This is a genomic window from Pseudomonas sp. NY15437 (genome assembly GCF_048068435.1).
Taxonomy (GTDB): domain Bacteria; phylum Pseudomonadota; class Gammaproteobacteria; order Pseudomonadales; family Pseudomonadaceae; genus Pseudomonas; species Pseudomonas nitroreducens_B.
In genome coordinates, this window is record NZ_JBLUQC010000010.1 from 205,277 (window position 1) to 223,895 (window position 18,619).

The window sequence follows — 18,619 nt, forward strand, 5'->3', positions numbered from 1 at the left end:
CTTCAGATCGACGACAACAAGGCCGTGGAATAACGGCTGACACGGTGAACCGCCCGCAGTGGCGGCGCCGCCAAAGAATGATCAGTCCATGGAGTGAGTCCTAATGGAAATCCCAGTTCGCAAGCCCGTCTTGCGTTATGCGCCTGCTCGTGCGGGCTTTGCCCTGGCAGGCATCCTGCCGCTGCTGATGTCCGCCCCGGCGGCCGCCGTCGAGTTCAGCTTCCTCGACAACGAAGTTTCCGGCTCGCTGGACAGCACCATTTCCTACGGCGCCCTGTGGCGCGTCCAGGGCCAGGACAAGACCAACAACGACATCAACAGCAACGACGGCAACCGCAACTTCAGCACTGGCCTGGTTTCCGAGGTGTACAAGATCACTTCCGACCTGGAAGCGACCTACAAGAACTACGGCCTGTTCGTGCGTGGCTCGGCGTTCTATGACACCCAGATCATGGACAAGCGCAACGACTACTACGACCACAACCAGCCGGCCCAGCCGAGCCAGACCTACCCCAACAGCGACCGCTTCACCAGCGAGACCCGCGACGCCGCGGGCAACCGCGCCGAGATCCTCGACGCCTACGTCTATGGCAACTGGGACGTGGCCGACCACCCGCTGACCGCGCGCCTGGGGCGCCAGGTGTTCAACTGGGGCGAGGGCATCTTCTACCGTGGCGGCGTGAACACCACCAACCCGGTGGACGCGGCCAAGTTCCGCCTGCCGGGTTCCGAGCTCAAGGAAGTGCTGATGCCGGTGGAAGCCGCGAGCTTCAACATCGGCCTGACCGACAACCTGTCGATGGACGCCTTCTACCAGTGGAACTGGAAGGAAACCCGCATCGACCCGGTCGGCACCTTCTTCTCCGAGACCGACCTGTTCGCCGATGGCGGCAACACCGCCTATACGACCGTCAGCGCGCTGTCCAACCCGCTGTTCCAGAGCCTCTACCCGCAACTTTCCGCGGCCCACGTGGGCGGACTGCAGGGCACCGGCTACCTGGACTCCAACGGCGTGTTCAAGGTCGCCAACGTCGGCAAGGACATCAACGCCAAGAACGACGGCCAGTTCGGCTTGGCCTTCCACTATGTGGCTGAAGAGCTGAATTCCACCGAATTCGGCTTCTACTTCGTCAACTACCACTCCAAAGAGCCGACCATCTACGCTGACCTGAACAGCGATTATGCCGGCGTGAACCTCGACCAACTGGCGGGCGTGGGCGGCTTTGGCTCCTACGACCAGTTGGTGTCGGCCGCCGGCAGCGGCAACGCCCTGGCCGGGCAGGTGCTGAGCCTGGTCAACGGCGCCACCTCCGTGGACGTCGCCAACCAGGTCAATGCCCGCCGCGAGTACGTCGAGAACATCCGCATGTACGGCTTCAGCTTCAACACCACCGTGGGCGATGCCTCGGTATTCGGTGAGCTGGCCTACCGCCCGAACCTGCCGATCGGCATCGCCACCACCAACGACCTGCTCGGCGACCTGCTGGTCCAGGCGCCGGGGCTGGCCAGCGGCAAGACGGTGAACATCGGTGGCGGTCAGGTCTCGATGAGCGACCAGATCCACAACTACGAGCGCGTCGAGGCCTTCAACACCTCCCTGGGCACCATCTACAACTTCGGCCCATCGCTCTCCTTCGACTCGCTGATGGGCGTGGCGGAGCTGGCTTCCGAGCACCTGCGCGGCAGCGACCTGAAGTACACCGCGTACGACGGCAGCACCCGCTACTACTCCGGCCGCAGCAACGGCGCCTACATCTCCGGCTACGACCGCGACGACCAGGTGAACAAGAACGCCTACGGCTACACCCTGCTGCTGTCGGGTACCTGGAACGACGTGTTCGCTGGCGTGAACATCTCGCCCTACGCCGTCTACAAGGACGACTTCGAAGGCAACTCCTACCAGACCGGCAACTTCATCGAAGGCCGCAAGGCCTACACCCTGGGCGTCAAGGCCACCTACCTGAACGCCCTGGAAGCCGAGCTGCAGTACACCGAGTTCTACGGCGCCGGGCAGAACAACGCCGCTCGCGACCGCGACAACGTCGGCTTCAACGTCAAGTACTCCTTCTAACGATCATCCCGCGCCGGGCGCGATGCCGCCCGGCGTGAACCTCACGGAGATTCACCATGCGCAACATGCGTACCCTGGTCGGCGCCGCGGTGGCCCTGGCCCTGTCCGCCGGCAGCGCGCTGGCGGCGGTTTCCCCGCAGGACGCGGCCAAGCTGCAGTCGAGCCTGACCCCGCTGGGCGCGGAAAAGGCCGGCAACGCCGCCGGCACCATTCCCGCCTGGACCGGTGGCATCACCCAGGCCCCGGCCGGCTACAAGCCGGGCCAGCACCACATCGACCCGTTCGCCGCCGACAAGCCGCTGTACACCATCACCAAGGCGAACCTGGACCAGTACAAGGCCAACCTGACCCCGGGTACCCTGGCGCTGTTCGCCACCTACCCGGATACCTTCCAGATGCCGGTGTACCCGAGCCGCCGCAGTGGTTCGGCGCCGCAGTGGGTGTACGACAACACCTTGAAGAACGCCACCAGCGCCAAGCTGGCCGAGGGTGGCAACGGCTTCGTCGATGCCTTCGGCGGCATCCCGTTCCCGATCCCGCAGAACGGCGTGGAAGCGGTGTGGAACCACATCGCCCGTTACCGCGGCACCTACGTCGTGCGTCGCGCCTCCGAAGTGGCGGTGCAGCGCAACGGCGACTATTCGCTGGTGACCTCGCAGCAGGAAGCGCTGTTCAAGTACTACATCCAGGGCAAGAGCTTCGCTGACCTGAACAACCTGCTGTTTTACTACCTGTCGTTCACCAAGAGCCCGGCGCGCCTGGCGGGCGGCGCCGCGCTGGTCCACGAGACCCTGGACCAGGTGAAGGAGCCGCGCCAGGCCTGGGGCTACAACGCCGGCCAGCGCCGCGTGCGCCGTGCGCCGAACCTGGCCTACGACACCCCGATCGCCGCCGCCGACGGCCTGCGCACCGCGGACGACACCGACATGTTCAACGGCTCGCCGGATCGCTACGACTGGAAGCTGGTGGGCAAGAAGGAAATGTACATCCCGTACAACAACTACAAGGTGTCCAGCCCTGAGGTGACGTACAAGGATCTGCTGACCCCCAACCACCTGAACCCCAAGTACACCCGCTACGAACTGCACCGCGTGTGGGTCGTCGAAGGCACCCTGAAGCCGGGCGCGCGCCACATCTACTCCAAGCGCGTGCTGTTCCTCGACGAGGACAGCTGGGGCGCCGCCGAGGTTGACCAGTACGACGGTCGTGGCGAGCTGTGGCGTGTGTCGCTGGCCTACCTGAAGAACTACTACGAACTGCCCACCACCTGGACCGCCCTGGATACCTTCCACGACCTGCAGGCCCGTCGTTACCACGTGCAGAACCTGGACAACGAAGAGCCGAGCACCATCGACTTCGGCCAGGCCGTCCCGGACGACTCCTATTTCAGTCCGTCGGCCCTGCGTCGCCGCGGCACCCGCTGAGCCGGTCGACCCAATCAGTAGGGCGCGCAGGCGCGCGATCGCGGGCATGGTCCGCCCTACGAGATATATCTGCGCTCGGGTTGGCCCTCACCCTAACCCTGGCTGCGCGCCCCGCTCAGAGGGAGAGGGGATCGTTCGTAGCAGGATCAAACCGTGGCGTCAGCCGGTTCGGACTGCTCCCTCTCCCTTCAGGGAGAGGGCGGGGGAGAGGGAAATCCAGGCACGGATGTTCAGAAGAAGAGAGTTGCTCCCGCTTGCAAAGCCCCGCTTCGGCGGGGCTTTTTTATTGGTCGCCGGCACCCTGTAGGAGCGAGCTTGCTCGCGAACCCGCCTAACGCCGGAGCTGCCGGTCGGGTTGTTCGCGAGCAAGCTCGCTCCTACACAAAGCCATTTGGGGCCGAGCGAAGTTTTACCGGGAAGGCTGAAGACTGGAGGCAGCCCGTTTGAATAGAAGCAAAAAGTGTTACCGCTCCACCCGCCGCAACCCCTCAGCCGCGCACCTTTCGGGGGAGGTGGCCAATGGCAGTCATCCTTTGGAGTGAGGCGCCCGGGGCTTAACAAAAGATAACGTGCCGTTAATTGTCAGCCCCGGAAAAGGCTGGCTATATACCCCGAAACTACATACCGCCTGCATAAGAAAAAGAGGTAAAGGCATATGCGTGAGCCCCTGTGGCGCACTTCGAGCGAGCAGCCCGTTTCGGGAGTGCGACGCTCCTTCCCGATGTCGCGCAAGACGGTTTCCCTGCTCGGCGCGTTTTCCTTTCTGATGATGTCCCTGGCTCCGCTGCACGCCGTTGCCGCAACGGAGGCCGCCAGCGATTCCAACGCGATCATTTCCGCCAAGGCTTCCAGCAGCCTGCTGCTGAGCATTGCCCACGCCGGCAAGCGTCTGGTCGCGGTGGGTGATCACGGGCACATCCTCTACTCCGACGATGCAGGCAAGAGCTGGACCCAGGCCACCGTGCCGACCCGCCAGTTGCTGACCTCGGTGTTCTTCGTCAACGACAAGAAGGGCTGGGCCGTCGGCCACGACGCCCAGGTCCTGGCCACCACCGACGGCGGCACCACCTGGGTGCGCCAGTTCGAAGACCTCAAGCGCGAAGCGCCGCTGCTGGACATCTGGTTCCAGGACGAGAATCACGGCATGGCCGTGGGCGCCTATGGCGCGCTGCTGGAAACCACCGATGGCGGGCAGCACTGGGAAGACGCCAGCGACCGTCTGGACAACGAAGACCAGTACCACCTCAACGCCATCACCGCGGTGAAGGATTCCGGCCTGCTGGTAGTGGGCGAGGCGGGCAGCATGTTCCGCTCCAAGGACTGGGGTGCGACCTGGGAAAAGCTCCAGGGCCCCTATGAAGGCTCGCTGTTCGGCGCCACCGGCACCGCCCGCGCCGGCACCGTCCTGGCCTACGGCCTGCGTGGCCACCTGTTCCGCTCCACCGATTTCGGCGACACCTGGCAGCAGGTCAGCCTGCCGACCGCCAACGGCGGCGAGCTGGAATTCGGCCTCTCCGAAGGCAGCCTGCTCGATGACGGCACCATCGTCGTCGTCGGCCATGGCGGCAGCGTGCTGGAGAGCAAGGACGACGGCGTCAGCTTCAGCGTCGTCAACCGCCCGGATCGCCTGTCCCTCGCGGGCGTGAGCGCGGCCGGCAATGGCAACCTGGTGCTGGTCGGCCAGGGCGGTATCCACCTGGCTTCGGCGACCGGCGCCGAGCTGACAGAACAACAATAAGCCGGGGAGCCGCAATGAACGCTCTGAACAAGCATCAACAGGACAAGGCGACTTTCCTGGAACGCATCATCTTCACCCACCGGCCGTTCGTGATCATCGCGTGCCTGCTGGTGACCCTCTTCCTCGCCTGGTCGGCCACGCAGGTGCGCCCCTCCACCAGCTTCGAGAAGATGATCCCGCTGCAGCACCCGTTCATCCAGAACATGCTGGAGCACCGCAACGACCTGGCCAACCTCGGCAACACCGTGCGCATCTCGGTGGAAGCGGTGAACGGCGACATCTTCACCAAGGAATACATGGAGACGCTGCGGCAGATCCATGACGAGGTCTTCTACATCCCCGGCGTCGACCGTTCCGGCATGAAGTCGCTGTGGAGCCCGAGCGTGCGCTGGACCGAGGTGACCGAGGAAGGCTTCGCCGGTGGCGAAGTGATCCCGCAGACCTACGACGGTTCCGCCAAGGCCCTGGACCTGCTGCGCAACAATGTGCTCAAGTCCGGCCAGATCGGCCGCCTGGTGGCCAACAACTTCAAGTCGAGCATCGTCGACGTGCCGCTGCTGGAGGTCTACCCGGACCCGAAGGACCAGGGCAAGCTGATGAAGCTGGACTACCGCCAGTTCTCCCATGAGCTGGAAGAGAAGATCCGCGACAAGTACCAGCTGCAGAACCCCAACGTGAAGATCCACATCACCGGCTTCGCCAAGAAGGTCGGTGACCTGATCGACGGCCTGCTGATGGTGGTCGGCTTCTTCGGTATCTGCTTCGTTATCACCCTGGTGCTGCTGCTGTGGTTCACCAAGTGCGTGCGCTCCACTATCGCCGTGCTGTCCACCACCCTGGTGGCGGTGATCTGGCAGCTGGGCATCCTGCACCTGATCGGCTTCGGGCTGGACCCGTACTCGATGCTGGTGCCGTTCCTGATCTTCGCCATCGGCATTTCCCACGGCGTGCAGAAGATCAACGGTATCGCCCTGCAGTCCAGTGACGCGGAAACCCCGCTGCTGGCCGCCCGCCGCACCTTCCGCCAGCTGTTCCTGCCGGGCATGATCGCGATCCTCGCGGACGCCGTCGGCTTCATCACCCTGCTGGTGATCGACATCGGCGTGATCCGCGAACTGGCCATCGGCGCCTCCATCGGCGTGGCGGTGATCGTGTTCACCAACCTGATCCTGCTGCCGGTCGCCATCTCCTACATCGGCATCAGCAAGAAGGCGGTGCAGCGCAGCAAGGAAGACGCCGTGCGCGACCATCCCTTCTGGCGCGCGCTGTCCAACTTCGCCAGCCCGTCGGTGGCGCCCATCTCCGTGGTCATCGCCCTGGCGATGTTCGCCGGCGGCATGTGGCAGGGCCATCACTTGAAGATCGGCGACCTCGACCAGGGCGCGCCGGAGCTGCGTCCGGACTCGCGCTACAACCTGGACAACGACTTCATCATCCGCAACTACTCCACCAGCTCCGATGTACTGGTAGTGATGGTGGCGTCCGAGGCCGAAGGCTGCTCCACCCACCGCACCCTGTCCGCCATCGACGAGCTGGCCTGGCGCCTGGAGAACACCCAGGGCGTGCAGTCGGCCATCTCCCTGGTCACCGTCTCCAAGCAGATGATCAAGGGCATGAACGAAGGCAACCTGAAGTGGGAGTCGCTGTCGCGCAACCAGGACGTGCTGAACAACTCCATCAGCCGCGCCGAAGGCCTGTTCAACAGCAACTGCTCGCTGGCGCCCCTGCTGGTGTTCCTCAACGACCACAAGGCCGAGACCCTCGACCGCGCCGTGGCCGTCGTGCAGGACTTCGCCAAGGCCAACGAGAAGGACGACCTGAAGTTCAAGCTCGCCGCCGGTAACGCCGGTATCGAGGCCGCCACCAACGACGTGATCAAGCACTCGGAACTGACCATCCTGATCCTGGTGTACATCTGCGTGGCGGTGATGTGCCTGATCACCTTCCGCTCCTTCGCCGCGACCCTGTGCATCGTGCTGCCGCTGATCCTCACCTCGGTGCTGGGCAACGCGCTGATGGCCACCCTGGGCATCGGCGTGAAGGTGGCGACCCTGCCGGTGATCGCACTGGGCGTGGGGATCGGCGTGGACTACGGCATCTACATCTATACCCGCCTGGAGTCCTTCCTGCGCCAGGGCCTGTCCCTGCAGGAGGCCTACTACGAGACCCTGAAGTCCACCGGCAAGGCTGTGCTGTTCACCGGCCTGTGCCTGGCCATCGGCGTCGCCACCTGGATCTTCTCGGCGATCAAGTTCCAGGCCGACATGGGCCTGATGCTGACCTTCATGCTCCTCTGGAACATGTTCGGCGCGCTCTGGCTGCTGCCGGCGCTGGCGCGCTTCCTGATCAACCCGGAGAAGGTGCGTCAGAAGAAGGCGTCGATCCTGGTGCACTGATCGGCGCTCCAGCCATAAAAAACGCGGCCTTCGGGCCGCGTTTTTTTATGCTCTTCGTAGGAGCGAGCTTGCTCGCGAACAGCTTCGCTGCTGCGGCTGGTTCGCGAGCAAGCTCGCTCCTACAAACGCTGTCACGGCAGGATGGCAAACACCCGCGCCGGGAAGCCCGTGCCCTGGGCGATCTTCGGGAAGCTCACCACCGCCAGCGCGCCCGCTTCGGGCACCTGGTCGAGGTTGGCGAGCAGCTCGATCTGGTAGTGGTTGGTGCCCAGGATGTAGGACTCCAGCGAATAATCGTCCTTGGTGGTGGCGATGCCCGGATCGGTGTCGGTGGTCTCGTGCCCGGACGCGGTGATCTTGCGCGTCTCGTACAGGTACACCAGCGCCTCCTTGCTCCAGCCCGGGTAGTGCGCCACGCCCTTGGCGTCCTGGTTCTGCATCTTCGCCTGGTCCGGCCAGCGCTTGGACCAGTCGGTGCGCAGCGCCGCGAAGGCGCCTTCGGGTACCGCGCCATGCTTGGCTTCCCAGGCCTTCACGTCGGCCAGGGTGAGCACGTAGTCGGGGTTTTTCGCCACCTGCTCATGGATATCGAACACCACCAGCGGCAGGAACTGCTCCTTCACGTCGATCTGGTCGACGCTGCGCAGGCCCTTGTGGAAGTGCACCGGCGGGTCGACATGGGTGCCCCACTGGCCGACGTGGCTGTACAGCTCCACCTGGAAGCCGTCCTTGTCCACGGTGTAGAGCGTCTTGCGGCCCATGGGCTCGAAGCCTTTCCAGTGCGGGGTGTCGCTGTCGAAGGAGTGGGTCAGGTCGACCCAGTTGTGTTGCTTGAGGCTGGCGTAGGTATCCCACAGGCCGGGCTGGGCGGCCTGGCTCGCGGCAGGCAGCAGGGCGGCGGCGAAGAGCAGGGCGGGGAGGCGTTGCATGGGTCTGATTCCTTGACGGGGATGGGAGAAAGCGCCTTATCTTTCTCCATCGCTCGGCCCGCCTACCAATTCTGAATTCTGCTTTTCTTATTCCTTTTCGTTAGGAGATACCATGTCCTTCCAGCTCATCGAATACGCCGACGCCAGTCCCGAAGTCCGGGCCGTCTATGACGACATCATGGCGACCCGCAAGATCGACTGGGTGAACAACTTCTGGAAGGCCCTGGCCAACCATCCGCAGACCCTCCAGCGCACCTGGGAAAGCCTCAAGCAGGTGATGGGGCCGGGGCAGCTGGACCCGCTGGTGAAGGAGCTGATCTATGTTGCCGTCAGCGTCACCAACAACTGCAACTACTGCATCGGCTCCCACGGCGCAGCGGCGCGCAAGGCCGGCATGGACGACGCCATGCTTGGCGAGCTGATGGCGGTGGTGGCGATGGCCAACGAGACCAATCGTCTTGCTATCGGCTATCAGGTACCGCTGGACGATGTGTTCAAGGGCGCGGTGATGGAGAACTCTGCCGGCTGATGGGATCGGTTCCGCCCCCAGCGACTCCCCTGTAGGAGCGGGCCACGCCCGCGATCCGCCGGCAGGGCCGGCGCGTTCTCTTGCTCCGGTGTTGCAGCTTTGCTGCGTCGACTGGGGTGTTTTCTGCGTCGCTTCGGCGTACGCCCAGGCATCTTGTTTCGCCCCTCGGGCGACCTACTTTGGCAAACGCCCCAAAGTAGGCAAAGGTCTTGCCCCGACATCCGGTTTTTCGCTTGGGGCGAAAAATGCCCTCGCTCCAGCGAAGTTTCAGGGGCACGCGTCGAAGGGCCATCCCTGGCCCATCGCCGCTCTCGCGGCATCCATGTCGCTCAGCCCCTGAAACTCCGCTTCCGCTCGGCCTCCTGAACGGGGCATTCGGCGCGTGCGGACATTTCTCGGGAAGACTCAAGAGCCCAAGCTGGGTAATGGGGATGGGCAGGTGCTTTTCGTAGGAACGAGGGGGGCGCCTAGCCCTTGTTCCCGACCCCACCAGGCGCCCGGACCATCAAGGGGCGGATTGGGACAACCGCTGAATCGCCTTCACCGGCGTCCCATCGCTCCAGCGCCCCATGGACAGCTGGGCCGGTCCGCCGCCCAGGGCGTAGTCGCGGTCCTGGCCGTAAAAGGCGGTGTCGCACAATGCATCGAACAGCTTCCAGGGCCCGAACCAGTCCATTGCGTCGGTGGCCAGGGCATTGTGCGCCGAGGGCTGTCCCTGCTTGAGCCGTTGCTTCACACGTTCCTGCACACGATTGAGCAGCCAGCTGGAGGAGTCGCTGGGCGGGTAGCGCGGGTCGAAGCGCGGGGCGGTGGGGGCGGCGTGGTTGGCCAGCAGCGGCGGGCTGCCGTGGCGGTCGCTGCGCAGCAGGAGCAGGTCCTTGTCGCGCGCCGCGACCTGGGTGCTTTCTCCGTAGATGCGGCGGGCGTCGTCGCAGGCGACGCGCTCGTCCTCGTCGCCACAGACCGCCAGCAACAGGGTGCCGGCGGGAATGTCCGCCAGCGGCTCCAGCGGCACCTGTCGCCAGCGCTGGCCGCTGCTCCTGCCCGGCTCCACGGCCATCAGCGCGCGCGGCGTGGGCACGCCCAGGCGTTGCCAGGACGCCGCCAGGCCGCTGGCGATCAGCCCGCCCGCGGAGTGCCCGAGATAGGCCACGTGCTCCAGCTCCGGCTTCACGCCCAGCTTGCCTGCCTGCAGATCGGCCACGGCGTGGCGCACGGCGTCGGCGGCGTTGGGCAGGAACTCCGCGGCCGGCGTCTTCAGGCTGGCCTGGTAGCGTGGGTAGATGAGGACGGCGCCACGGCGGACGATGTGCTCGATCCAGGCGCGGTACAGGTCCGGCTGCATCACGCTCCAGCCGTGGGTGAAGACCACCACCGGCGCGCTGGACGGGGCGGAGCGGTCCGGGGTGAATACCCAGTATTCGTTGCCGTCGGCCGCGAAGTGCCACTGGCGCACGTCGGCGTGGGCATAGTGCGAGCCGCCGGGGCCTTGCAGCGGCTGGGGCGGCGGCAGGATCTCGGCGGCGTTCAGGGAGAGAGTGCAGATCGACAGCAGGCCGGCGGCCAGCGTGGAAATCAGCCGGTTGCAACGCATGGAGGCACCTCGGACGGGGATGCCTCCAGCATAGCCGTCAGCGCGGGTACAGCGGCGGCAGGCTGCTGGCTTCCGCCGCTGGCGGGGTGTCCGGATCGGCGCCGGGCAGGGTGCGGATGGCGCGCCAGAGGTCCTCTCCCTGCCAGTTGCGCCCGCCTTCGCTGTCGCTGTAGAGCGCACCGTTGAGGCCGTCGAGCGCATCGGACAGCGGCACGAAACGCGCTGCCATGTCGGCCAGGGTTTCCGGTTGCTGCCGTGCCCAGGCGTCCAGGGCCTGGCGGGTGGCGTGCGGGTCGTTGGCCTGGCAGGCGCGGCGCAGTTCATCCAGCAGCGTGCGGGTGCTCGGGCCGGCTGGCGCCACGCGGATCACCGCCGGCTGGCTGCGGGCGCGCCACCAGAGGCCGAAGCCGAGCAGGGTGGTCAGGCTGAGCAGCGCACAGGCGAGCTGCCAGGGCCACAGCAGGACATCGCTGACCGTCGTTTCGCTCGGGGCGGCGGGGGTGTCGGTGTGCTCTTCCAGTTGCGCGTTCGCGGCCACCTGCAGGGTGCGCGCCGGCAGGCTGGTGCGCTCCACGCGGCGCTCCTGGGTATTCCACCAGACCACTTCCACCGGCGGCAGCTCCACCGGCCCGGCCTTGTCGGCGATCAGCGCCTCGCGCTCCTCGCGGCTGCCGATCATGCCCTGGTCGCTGGCTTCATTGGCCAGCTGTGGCTGGTCCGGATAGTGGCGCAGATTGTCGGGCAGGCTGATCGGCAGCGGCGGCAGTTGCGCGCTGGACAGCCCGTCCACGCGCAGCATGATGTTGCGCGTGAGCGACTCGCCGGCCTTGGCTTCCTCGGGCTGCGGGCTCCAGGTTTCGCTCAGGCTGAGCGAGCGGGCCGGCAGCCAGGGCGCGTCCTTCGGGTAATCGGCGGGCTTGGGGTCGACCTCCAGCGGGATGCTCGGCGAGATCACCCGCACCTGCTTGCCCGGCGGCGGGCCGAAGGGGTTGTAGGCGTCGTTGCGGCCCTGGGCGACCTGGGTGGCGTTGAAGGTCTGGCCGGGGATTTCCAGCGTGCCGCTCTTCTGCGGGAAGATCGCGTAGCGCACCTCGATCACGCCGTGGCGCACGCCGTTGATGACTTTTTCGTAGGTGCGCGGCTCGCCCAGCTGCTCGACGCGGGCGTCGTTCATGCGCAGCGGGCTGAGGCTGCTGTCGTCGTACAGCGACACCGAGTGATAGATGCGCAGGGTGAGAATGACCTGGGCCTGCACCCAGCTCTGCTCGCGGTCGACGCTGGCGTCGATGAACACCGGGGCGAGCTTCTGGCCATCGGCATTGTCCTCGGCCTTGAGCACCTCGAGGCTGATCGGCTCGCTGGTGTTGCCGCCCAGGTGGATCGGCGGGATTTCCACCTTGCCTTCGCTGCGCGGCTGCAGCGTGATGATCCAGCGCGTGGTGGCCTGGGCCTTGCCGTTGAGCGTGGTGAGGCGGTTGACCTGGCGCGTGCCGAGCACCACGAAACGATCGTCCAGCGGCTTGAGGTCGGGCTTGCCGAACAGCGTGGGGTCGTCCGACTCCAGCGTCAGCTCGACGCTCTCGCCCTGGTTCAGGCGCGCACGGTCGACGCTGGCGGTGAAGCTGGCCTCGGCGCGGAACGCGGCGAGGCAGAGCAGGGTCAGGCAGATCAGCCGTTTCATGGGGTGGGTTCCTGGCGCTGCTGCTGTTGCTGGTACCAGAACTTGCGGCGCAATAGCTCGGACGGGTCGTCGGGAATCTGCCGCAGCCACTGTTCCAGGGCCTGACGGCGCTCGTCACCCAGTGGACCGGCATCCTCCGGGTTGGTTTCGGCTTCTTCGCGAACATCCTCGCCGGGCCTGTTGCTCTGGCTGGCGGCGGGGCGGTCGGCATCCTGCGATGGGTTCTGCGCCGCCGGCGCCGGCTGCGAGTCGCGTTCGCCGGAGTGCTCGTCCTCCTGCTGCTGATCCTGAGGCGTGGCGGCCTGGGGGTCGCTGCTCTGCGCAGGGTCCTGGTTGTGCGGTGGCGGCTGGTCGCTGCTGCTGCCGGCGGGGTTGTCCTTGCGCTGGCGCAGCAGGTCTTCGAGCAGGGCCTTGTTGCGCCGGGCGGCTTCCAGCTCGGGGTCGCGCTCCAGCGCCTGGTCGTAGGCGTCGATGGCGGCTTCCAGCTCGTTCTGCCGGGCCAGGGCGTTGCCGCGGTTGTAGTGGTCGGCGGCCTCGTCGCTCTGGGCGAACGCCTGGGCGGCGTCGACATAATCGCCGGCGCGGTACAGCGCCAGGCCCTTCCAGCGGAAATCCTCGAAACGCTCGGCGGCATCGGCGGGGCGCCCGGCATCGAGCAGGCGCTGGCCCTGCTGGTCGGGGCGCAGCCACAGGTCGTTGAACTCGAAGGCGTTGGCATCCTGCGGGGGCGCCCACAGCAGCGGCAGCATCAGCGGCAGGCTGAACAGCCAGCCGCGCCGGCCCGCGCAGGCGGCGAGCAGGAGCAGCGGCAACAGCAGCCAGTAACCCTGGTCGGCCCAGCGTTGCAGGCGCAGCAGGGCGTCCTCTTCGCTGACTTGCAGGCCTTGGGTGCTGTCCAGCAGGCCGAGGGAGCGCAGGTCGCCGCTGTTGGCGCGCAGGCGCTGGAAACGGCCGCCCAGGTCGGTGGCGAAGGCGCGCAGCGAGCCTTCGTCCAGGCGCGGCACGAGGATGTTGCCCTGGTCGTCCTTGAGGAAGGTGCCGTCCTCCTGGGCGATGGGCGCGCCGCCAGGAGTTCCCACGGCGAGCAGCAGCAGGTCCTTGCCCTTGCCTTTGAGCGCCTGGCGGATGCCCTGGCGTTCACGGGCGTCCAGCGCGCTGGTGATCAGCAGGATGCGGCCGTTGCCCTCGGCGCCGTTGTCCAGCAGGCGGCGGGCCTGGGCCACCGCGAGGTCGGCGCGCTGGCCGGGTTCGGGCATGATCGATGGCTTGAGCGCGTCGAGCAGGTTGCGCGCGGTGCCCAGGTCATTGGACAGCGGTACGAGCGTGTGGGCGCTGCCGGCGTAGACGACGATGGCCGTCTGCGCGTCGCTGCGGCTCTGCAGCAGGTCCAGCAGTTTGTGGCGGGCCTGCTCCAGGCGCGTGGGCTTGAGGTCGGTGGCGAGCATCTGCGGGGTGAGTTCCAGCACCACCACCAGCGGGTCGCTGCGCTCCAGGGTCGGTTGCTCCACCTGCTGCCAGCTGGGGCCGAGCAGGGCGAGCACGGCCAGCAGCCAGGCGATGCCCAGGTAGACCCACGGGCGGCGTTCATGCCGGCCACTGCCGCCGGCCAGCAGCCAGGGGTGGAAGGCCGGGGGCAGCAGCAATTGCCAGCGGCCGGCGCGGCGTTCGCGGTGCCAGAGCTTCCACAGCAGCCAGCCAAGGGGCAGCAGCAGGATCAGCCAGAGCGGGTGCAGCAGGTGCGGCCAGGCGTGGCTCATGGCCGGCGCTCCTTCTGCAGGCGCGGGATCCAGGCCGGCCAGCGCCACTCTTCGGGCGGCCACAGGGTGCCGATGACCACCGCGGCGCTGATCAGCACCGCCAGCAACAGCGGCCAGCGGTACAGGGCAATGGCCGGGCGCGCCTGGGTCGGTTTCTGTTCCACCGGTTCGAGCTGGTCGAGGCTGTCGGAGATGCGTTGCAGCTCTTCGCCGTTTCGCGCGCGGAAGTATTCGCCGCCGGTGCTCTCGGCGATGGCCTTGAGCGTCGGCTCGTCCAGGTCCAGCCCCGGGTTGAGGCCGAACAGGCCGGCGACGCCACCCTGTTTCGGGTCGGCGCCGATACCGATGGTGTAGACCTTCACCTGTTCTTCGGCGGCCAGCTTGGCGGCGGTCTGCGGCGATATCTCGCCGGCGGTGTTGGCGCCATCGGTGATCAGCACCAGCACGCGGCTCTCGGCGGGGCGCTGGCGCAGGCGCTTGACCGCCAGGCCGATGGCGTCGCCCAGGGCGGTGTCCTTGCCGGCGATGCCGATCAGCGCTTCGTCCAGCCAGATGCGCACGGTGTGACGGTCGAAGGTCAGCGGCGCCTGCAGGTAGGCGCGGGTGCCGAACAGGATCAGGCCGACCCGATCCCCCCGGCGGCCCTCGATGAAGTCGCCGAAGAGTTTCTTCACCAGGTCGAGACGGCTGACGTCGGCGCCATCCCAGGTCATGTCGGCGTAATCCATGGAGCCGGAGACGTCCACCGCCACCAGCAGGTCGCGGCCGGTGGCAGGAATCGGCAGCGGCTCGCCGACCCACTGCGGGCGCGCGCCGGCCAGCAGCAGGCACAGCCAGAGCAGGGCGAAGGGCGCCTGCTGGCGCCAGGCCGGCAGGCGCGCGCGGGCGCGGCGACCGGCGAGGCCTTCGAGTTCCTTGAGGAAGCTCACCTTGATCGCCGCCTCGCCGCTGTCGGCCGGCGGCAGGATGAAGCGCATCACCCAGGGCAGCGGGGCGAGCAGGAAGATCCACGGCCAGGCGAACTCAAACATGCTTGCGCACCCAGGTTTCCACCGCGGCGGCGAGACCGTCGATGGCCTTGTCGTCCAGCTTGCATTCGGCGCGGTAGCCGCCTTCCACCAGGATCATCCAGCGGGTCAGGCCGGCGGCTGGGCAGCGGGTGTCGAGGAATGCCAGCCAGGCGCGGCCGCTGAGGGTGTGGCTGTGGCTGTCCGGCCAGCGAGCGCGCGACAGGCGCTTGAGCAGGCCGTTGAGCGCCTGCAGCCAGGGGCCGGCCGGCGCGCGGTCGTAGGGGCGCGGCAGGCGCTTGAGTTCTTCCAGCGCGGCTTCGCGCAGCGGGTCCAGCGGCACCTCGGCGACCACCTTGGCCTTGCGTTTGGGCAGCCAGCGCCGGCGGTTGCGCCACAGCGCCCAGAGCAGCAGCGGCACCAGCGCGGCGAGCAGCCACCAGCCCGGCGCCGGTGGCCACCAGGGCACCGCGGCGGGCTCGATCAGCGGTTGCAGCTGGTCGAGGGGATTCATTGGGCGTATCCCGGCTGGTGCTGTTCCAGCAGGTTGCGCAGCTGTTCCACCAGCTCTTCCTGGGTGGTCAGCGGCAGCAGCGGCACGCCCAGGCGCAGGGCCAGGCGTTGCCAGCGTTCGCGGCGGGCTTCGCCGAGGGCGCGGTAGGCCAGGCGCTGCTCATCGATGTGGGTGTCCAGTTCCAGCTGCGCCTGGCCTTCGGCAAATCTCAGCAGCCCGGCGGCGGGCAGGGCGTGGTCGAGCGGGTCGGACACCGGCAGCAGCACCAGGTCGGTGTGCCGCGCCAGCAGGGAAAGTTGCTGCTCGGCCACCTCGCTCAGGGCGCGTTCGTCGCACATCACCATGATCAGGCTGCCGGGGCGCAGCACCTCGCGGGCGCGCCGCAGGGCCATGCCGAAGCCGTCGCCGCTGTGGCTGAGGTGGGAACCGGCGAGCAGGGCGTTGTTGGCGCGCACGATCAGGTTGAACAGTTGCAGCAGGCTCTGCTTGCTGCGCCGGGGCTTGATCTCGTGGCATTCGCTGTCGGTGAAGACCAGCCCGCCGATGCGGTCGTTGTGCGCCAGCGCGGCCCAGCCGACGAAGGCGGCGGCGCGGGCGGCGAGCACGGACTTGAAGCTCAGGCCGGAGCCGAAGAACAGCCGCGCGCTCTGCTCGACCAGGACGAAGACCGGGCGCTCGCGCTCTTCATGGAACAGCTTGGTGTGCGGCTCCTGGGTGCGCGCGGTGACGCGCCAGTCGATGGTGCGCACGTCGTCGCCGGCCTGGTACACGCGTACCTGATCGAAGTCCACGCCGCGGCCGCGCAGGCGCGAGTGGTGCAGGCCGATCAGCGGGCTGCGCCGCGACGGCGTGGAGAACAGCTGGACTTCGCGCAGGCGGTGACGAATCTCGATCAGCTCGCCGAGCGAGACGGCCACGCCGGGCGCCAGGACGTTGTGCATGTCAGGCGACGGCGACCACGTCGAGGATGCGCTGGACCACGCGGTCCTGGTCGATCCCGGCGGCTTCCGCCTCGAAGGTGAGGATCAGGCGATGGCGCAGCACGTCGAAGAGCATCGCCTGGATGTCCTCGGGGCTGACGAAATCGCGCCCGGCCAGCCAGGCGTGGGCGCGCGCGCAACGGTCCAGGGCGATCGAGCCGCGCGGGCTGGCGCCGTAGGACAGCCACTCGGCCAGCTCGGCGTCGTACTTGGCCGGGGTGCGCGTGGCCATGATCAGTTGCACCAGGTACTCCTCCACCGCGTCGGCCATGTACAGGCCGAGGATTTCCTGGCGGGCGGCGAAGATGGCTTCCTGGGTGACCCGGCGCTCGGGCTTGGTCTCGCCGTGCAGCGCTTCGCCGCGGGCCTGCTGGAGGATGCGGCGCTCCACGGAGGCTTCCGGGTAGCCGATCTTCACGTGCATGAGGAAGCGGTCGAGCTGGGCCTCGGGCAGCGGGTAGGTGCCTTCCTGCTCGATGGGGTTCTGCGTCGCCATCACCAGGAACAGCGGCGGCAGGTCGTAGGTGCTGCGGCCCACGCTGACCTGGCGCTCGGCCATGGCTTCGAGCAGGGCGGACTGCACCTTGGCCGGCGCGCGGTTGATCTCGTCGGCCAGCACCAGGTGGTGGAAGATCGGCCCCTGCTGGAACACGAAGCTGCCGTTCTCCGGACGATAGATTTCCGTGCCGGTGATGTCGGCCGGGAGCAGGTCGGGGGTGAACTGGATGCGGTGGAACTCGGCCTCAAGGCCCTCGGCCAGGTCCTTGATCGCCTTGGTCTTGGCCAGGCCCGGCGCGCCTTCCACCAGCAGGTGGCCGTCGGCGATCAGGGCGATGAGCAGCCGCTCGATGAGCTTTTCCTGGCCGAGGATCTGGCTGGAGAGATACTGGCGCAGTGCAAGGAGCGACTCACGATGTTCCATCGCGTGGATTTCCTGGACGAAGGGTGGGGCTGTCGGGGCGCCTACTTTACTGCATCGGCCGTCACTCTTGCAGCGCTGCGCTGCGAGCCTTGTGCGGCGCTACCGGTTCCGGCGGCGGCGCGATGCCGGGCAGGGGCGTCAGGCAACGCAGCGTGCTGTTGGGGTTGCGCTGATGGCGCATGTCGCGCGCGCCGCCGTGGACCACCGCGAAGCGGTAGACCCAGGCCACCAGGCGCGGCATGCCGGCGCGCAGCAGCATGCGGTGGAACAGCTCGTCCGCCTCGGCCTTGGTCACCGGGGCGACGTTGAGGAACTGATACAGCGCGTCGTGCACCAGGCTGGCGTGGTGCGCCACCGGCCAGAACATCACGCGTTCCTTCTGCTGGCCGTGGCGCAGGCACTGCACGCTTTCCAGGTGCTCCCACCAGTCCGGCGTGCCGAGGGTGGCGACCCAGAAGAACGGGACTTTCGGCGAGCAGCCATCCCAGGCGTAGGTGCGCGTGCAGCCGAAGTCGTAGCCGACGGTGCCGGCGGCGAGGTCGACGCTGGCCGGGCCCGGGTTGATGATGATGCGCCCGTCGTGCACCACCAACCACTCGCTATAGAAGAAGCGGCCGTTGAATACCGGGTCCTCGCAGACCAGCGGGAAGTCGATGTAGTTGATCCACGGGCCATTGCGGTCGCGGCTGCAGAAGCCCCACTCGCGCACCGAGCGTTCCCGCGCGGCTTCGACCCGGCGCAGGCGTTCGTCGCGCCCGACGATGCGCGGTAGCAGCACGCCGAGGTAAACGGGTACGGCGCCGATCAGCAGCGGGCGCACGGCTTCATCGAGGAACAGCCAGGCGAGCACCAGCAGCGTCGCGCCCAACAGGGTGACCAGCAGGTTGTCGAGGTGGCGCAGCAGGGGGCGGTGCAGGGGCGGGTGGCGTTGCATGGCATCCATTCCAGGGCAGGGATGGCCATGATAGCGCTATGACATTTCCTGCGGCAGATGCGGAACGATCGTACTGCGAAATCGCTTGTTTCCAGATGGACGCACGGCCTGCATGCCGTTGACCGAATATGTCGCAGCTCCGT

General features: G+C 67.2%; 14 protein-coding genes. 5 read left to right on the plus strand and 9 right to left on the minus strand.

Translation table 11 applies throughout. The features are described from left to right. Positions 1 to 103: 103 nt before the first annotated feature. From ACNFIA_RS22125 to ACNFIA_RS22140, 4 genes are all read left to right on the plus strand, one after another. Positions 104 to 2,071, plus strand: a complete 1,968-nt coding sequence (locus ACNFIA_RS22125; protein ID WP_416788668.1) for a DUF1302 domain-containing protein — start codon at positions 104 to 106, stop codon at positions 2,069 to 2,071. Positions 2,072 to 2,127: 56 nt separating this feature from the next. Further along, positions 2,128 to 3,495: a DUF1329 domain-containing protein gene (locus ACNFIA_RS22130; protein WP_259756248.1), complete on the plus strand. Its 1,368-nt coding sequence runs from the start codon at positions 2,128 to 2,130 to the stop codon at positions 3,493 to 3,495. Positions 3,496 to 4,150: 655 nt separating this feature from the next. Then, complete coding sequence (locus ACNFIA_RS22135; RefSeq protein WP_259756246.1) at positions 4,151 to 5,233, plus strand: WD40/YVTN/BNR-like repeat-containing protein; 1,083 nt, start codon at positions 4,151 to 4,153, stop codon at positions 5,231 to 5,233. Positions 5,234 to 5,247: 14 nt separating this feature from the next. Then, positions 5,248 to 7,629, plus strand: coding sequence for an efflux RND transporter permease subunit (locus ACNFIA_RS22140; protein ID WP_259756244.1), 2,382 nt, complete (start codon positions 5,248 to 5,250; stop codon positions 7,627 to 7,629). 131 nt (positions 7,630 to 7,760) lie between these two features. On the opposite strand, the gene ACNFIA_RS22145 is transcribed toward ACNFIA_RS22140, so the two are convergent. Beyond that, complete coding sequence (locus ACNFIA_RS22145) at positions 7,761 to 8,558, minus strand: cyclase family protein (protein ID WP_259756241.1); 798 nt, start codon at positions 8,556 to 8,558, stop codon at positions 7,761 to 7,763. 112 nt (positions 8,559 to 8,670) lie between these two features. Here ACNFIA_RS22145 and ACNFIA_RS22150 point away from each other — a divergent pair, with 112 nt between their 5' ends. Beyond that, complete coding sequence (locus tag ACNFIA_RS22150; RefSeq protein ID WP_259756239.1) at positions 8,671 to 9,087, plus strand: carboxymuconolactone decarboxylase family protein; 417 nt, start codon at positions 8,671 to 8,673, stop codon at positions 9,085 to 9,087. A 505-nt stretch (positions 9,088 to 9,592) separates the two neighbouring features. Here ACNFIA_RS22150 and ACNFIA_RS22155 read toward each other — a convergent pair. The 8 genes from ACNFIA_RS22155 to ACNFIA_RS22190 all read right to left on the minus strand — a co-directional run bounded on the left by ACNFIA_RS22155 (position 9,593) and on the right by ACNFIA_RS22190 (position 18,476). Further along, positions 9,593 to 10,681 (minus strand): alpha/beta hydrolase family protein, encoded by a 1,089-nt coding sequence (locus tag ACNFIA_RS22155; RefSeq protein ID WP_416788672.1) that lies wholly within the window; start codon positions 10,679 to 10,681, stop codon positions 9,593 to 9,595. Between the two features lie 37 nt (positions 10,682 to 10,718). Further along, a complete protein-coding gene (locus tag ACNFIA_RS22160) occupies positions 10,719 to 12,362 on the minus strand; it encodes a BatD family protein (RefSeq protein WP_416788674.1) in 1,644 nt (547 codons plus the stop codon). Next, complete coding sequence (locus tag ACNFIA_RS22165; protein WP_416788677.1) at positions 12,359 to 14,119, minus strand: VWA domain-containing protein; 1,761 nt, start codon at positions 14,117 to 14,119, stop codon at positions 12,359 to 12,361. Before ACNFIA_RS22165 ends, ACNFIA_RS22160 begins: the two co-directional genes overlap by 4 nt. Then, positions 14,116 to 15,150: a vWA domain-containing protein gene (locus ACNFIA_RS22170; RefSeq protein WP_416788680.1), complete on the minus strand. Its 1,035-nt coding sequence runs from the start codon at positions 15,148 to 15,150 to the stop codon at positions 14,116 to 14,118. The genes ACNFIA_RS22165 and ACNFIA_RS22170 overlap by 4 nt, the downstream gene beginning before the upstream one ends. Beyond that, the gene (locus ACNFIA_RS22175) at positions 15,143 to 15,640 is read right to left on the minus strand and encodes a DUF4381 domain-containing protein (RefSeq protein WP_259756232.1); all 498 of its coding nucleotides are present in this window, start codon (positions 15,638 to 15,640) and stop codon (positions 15,143 to 15,145) included. The genes ACNFIA_RS22170 and ACNFIA_RS22175 overlap by 8 nt, the downstream gene beginning before the upstream one ends. After that, positions 15,637 to 16,581 carry a DUF58 domain-containing protein gene (locus tag ACNFIA_RS22180; RefSeq protein ID WP_259756231.1) on the minus strand — a complete coding sequence of 315 codons (945 nt, stop codon included), beginning with the start codon at positions 16,579 to 16,581 and terminating at the stop codon, positions 15,637 to 15,639. The genes ACNFIA_RS22175 and ACNFIA_RS22180 overlap by 4 nt, the downstream gene beginning before the upstream one ends. A 1-nt stretch (position 16,582) precedes the next feature. Further along, complete coding sequence (locus ACNFIA_RS22185) at positions 16,583 to 17,542, minus strand: AAA family ATPase (protein WP_184589183.1); 960 nt, start codon at positions 17,540 to 17,542, stop codon at positions 16,583 to 16,585. Between the two features lie 61 nt (positions 17,543 to 17,603). Next, positions 17,604 to 18,476, minus strand: a complete 873-nt coding sequence (locus tag ACNFIA_RS22190) for a DUF1353 domain-containing protein (protein ID WP_259756230.1) — start codon at positions 18,474 to 18,476, stop codon at positions 17,604 to 17,606. Positions 18,477 to 18,619: the final 143 nt, after the last annotated feature.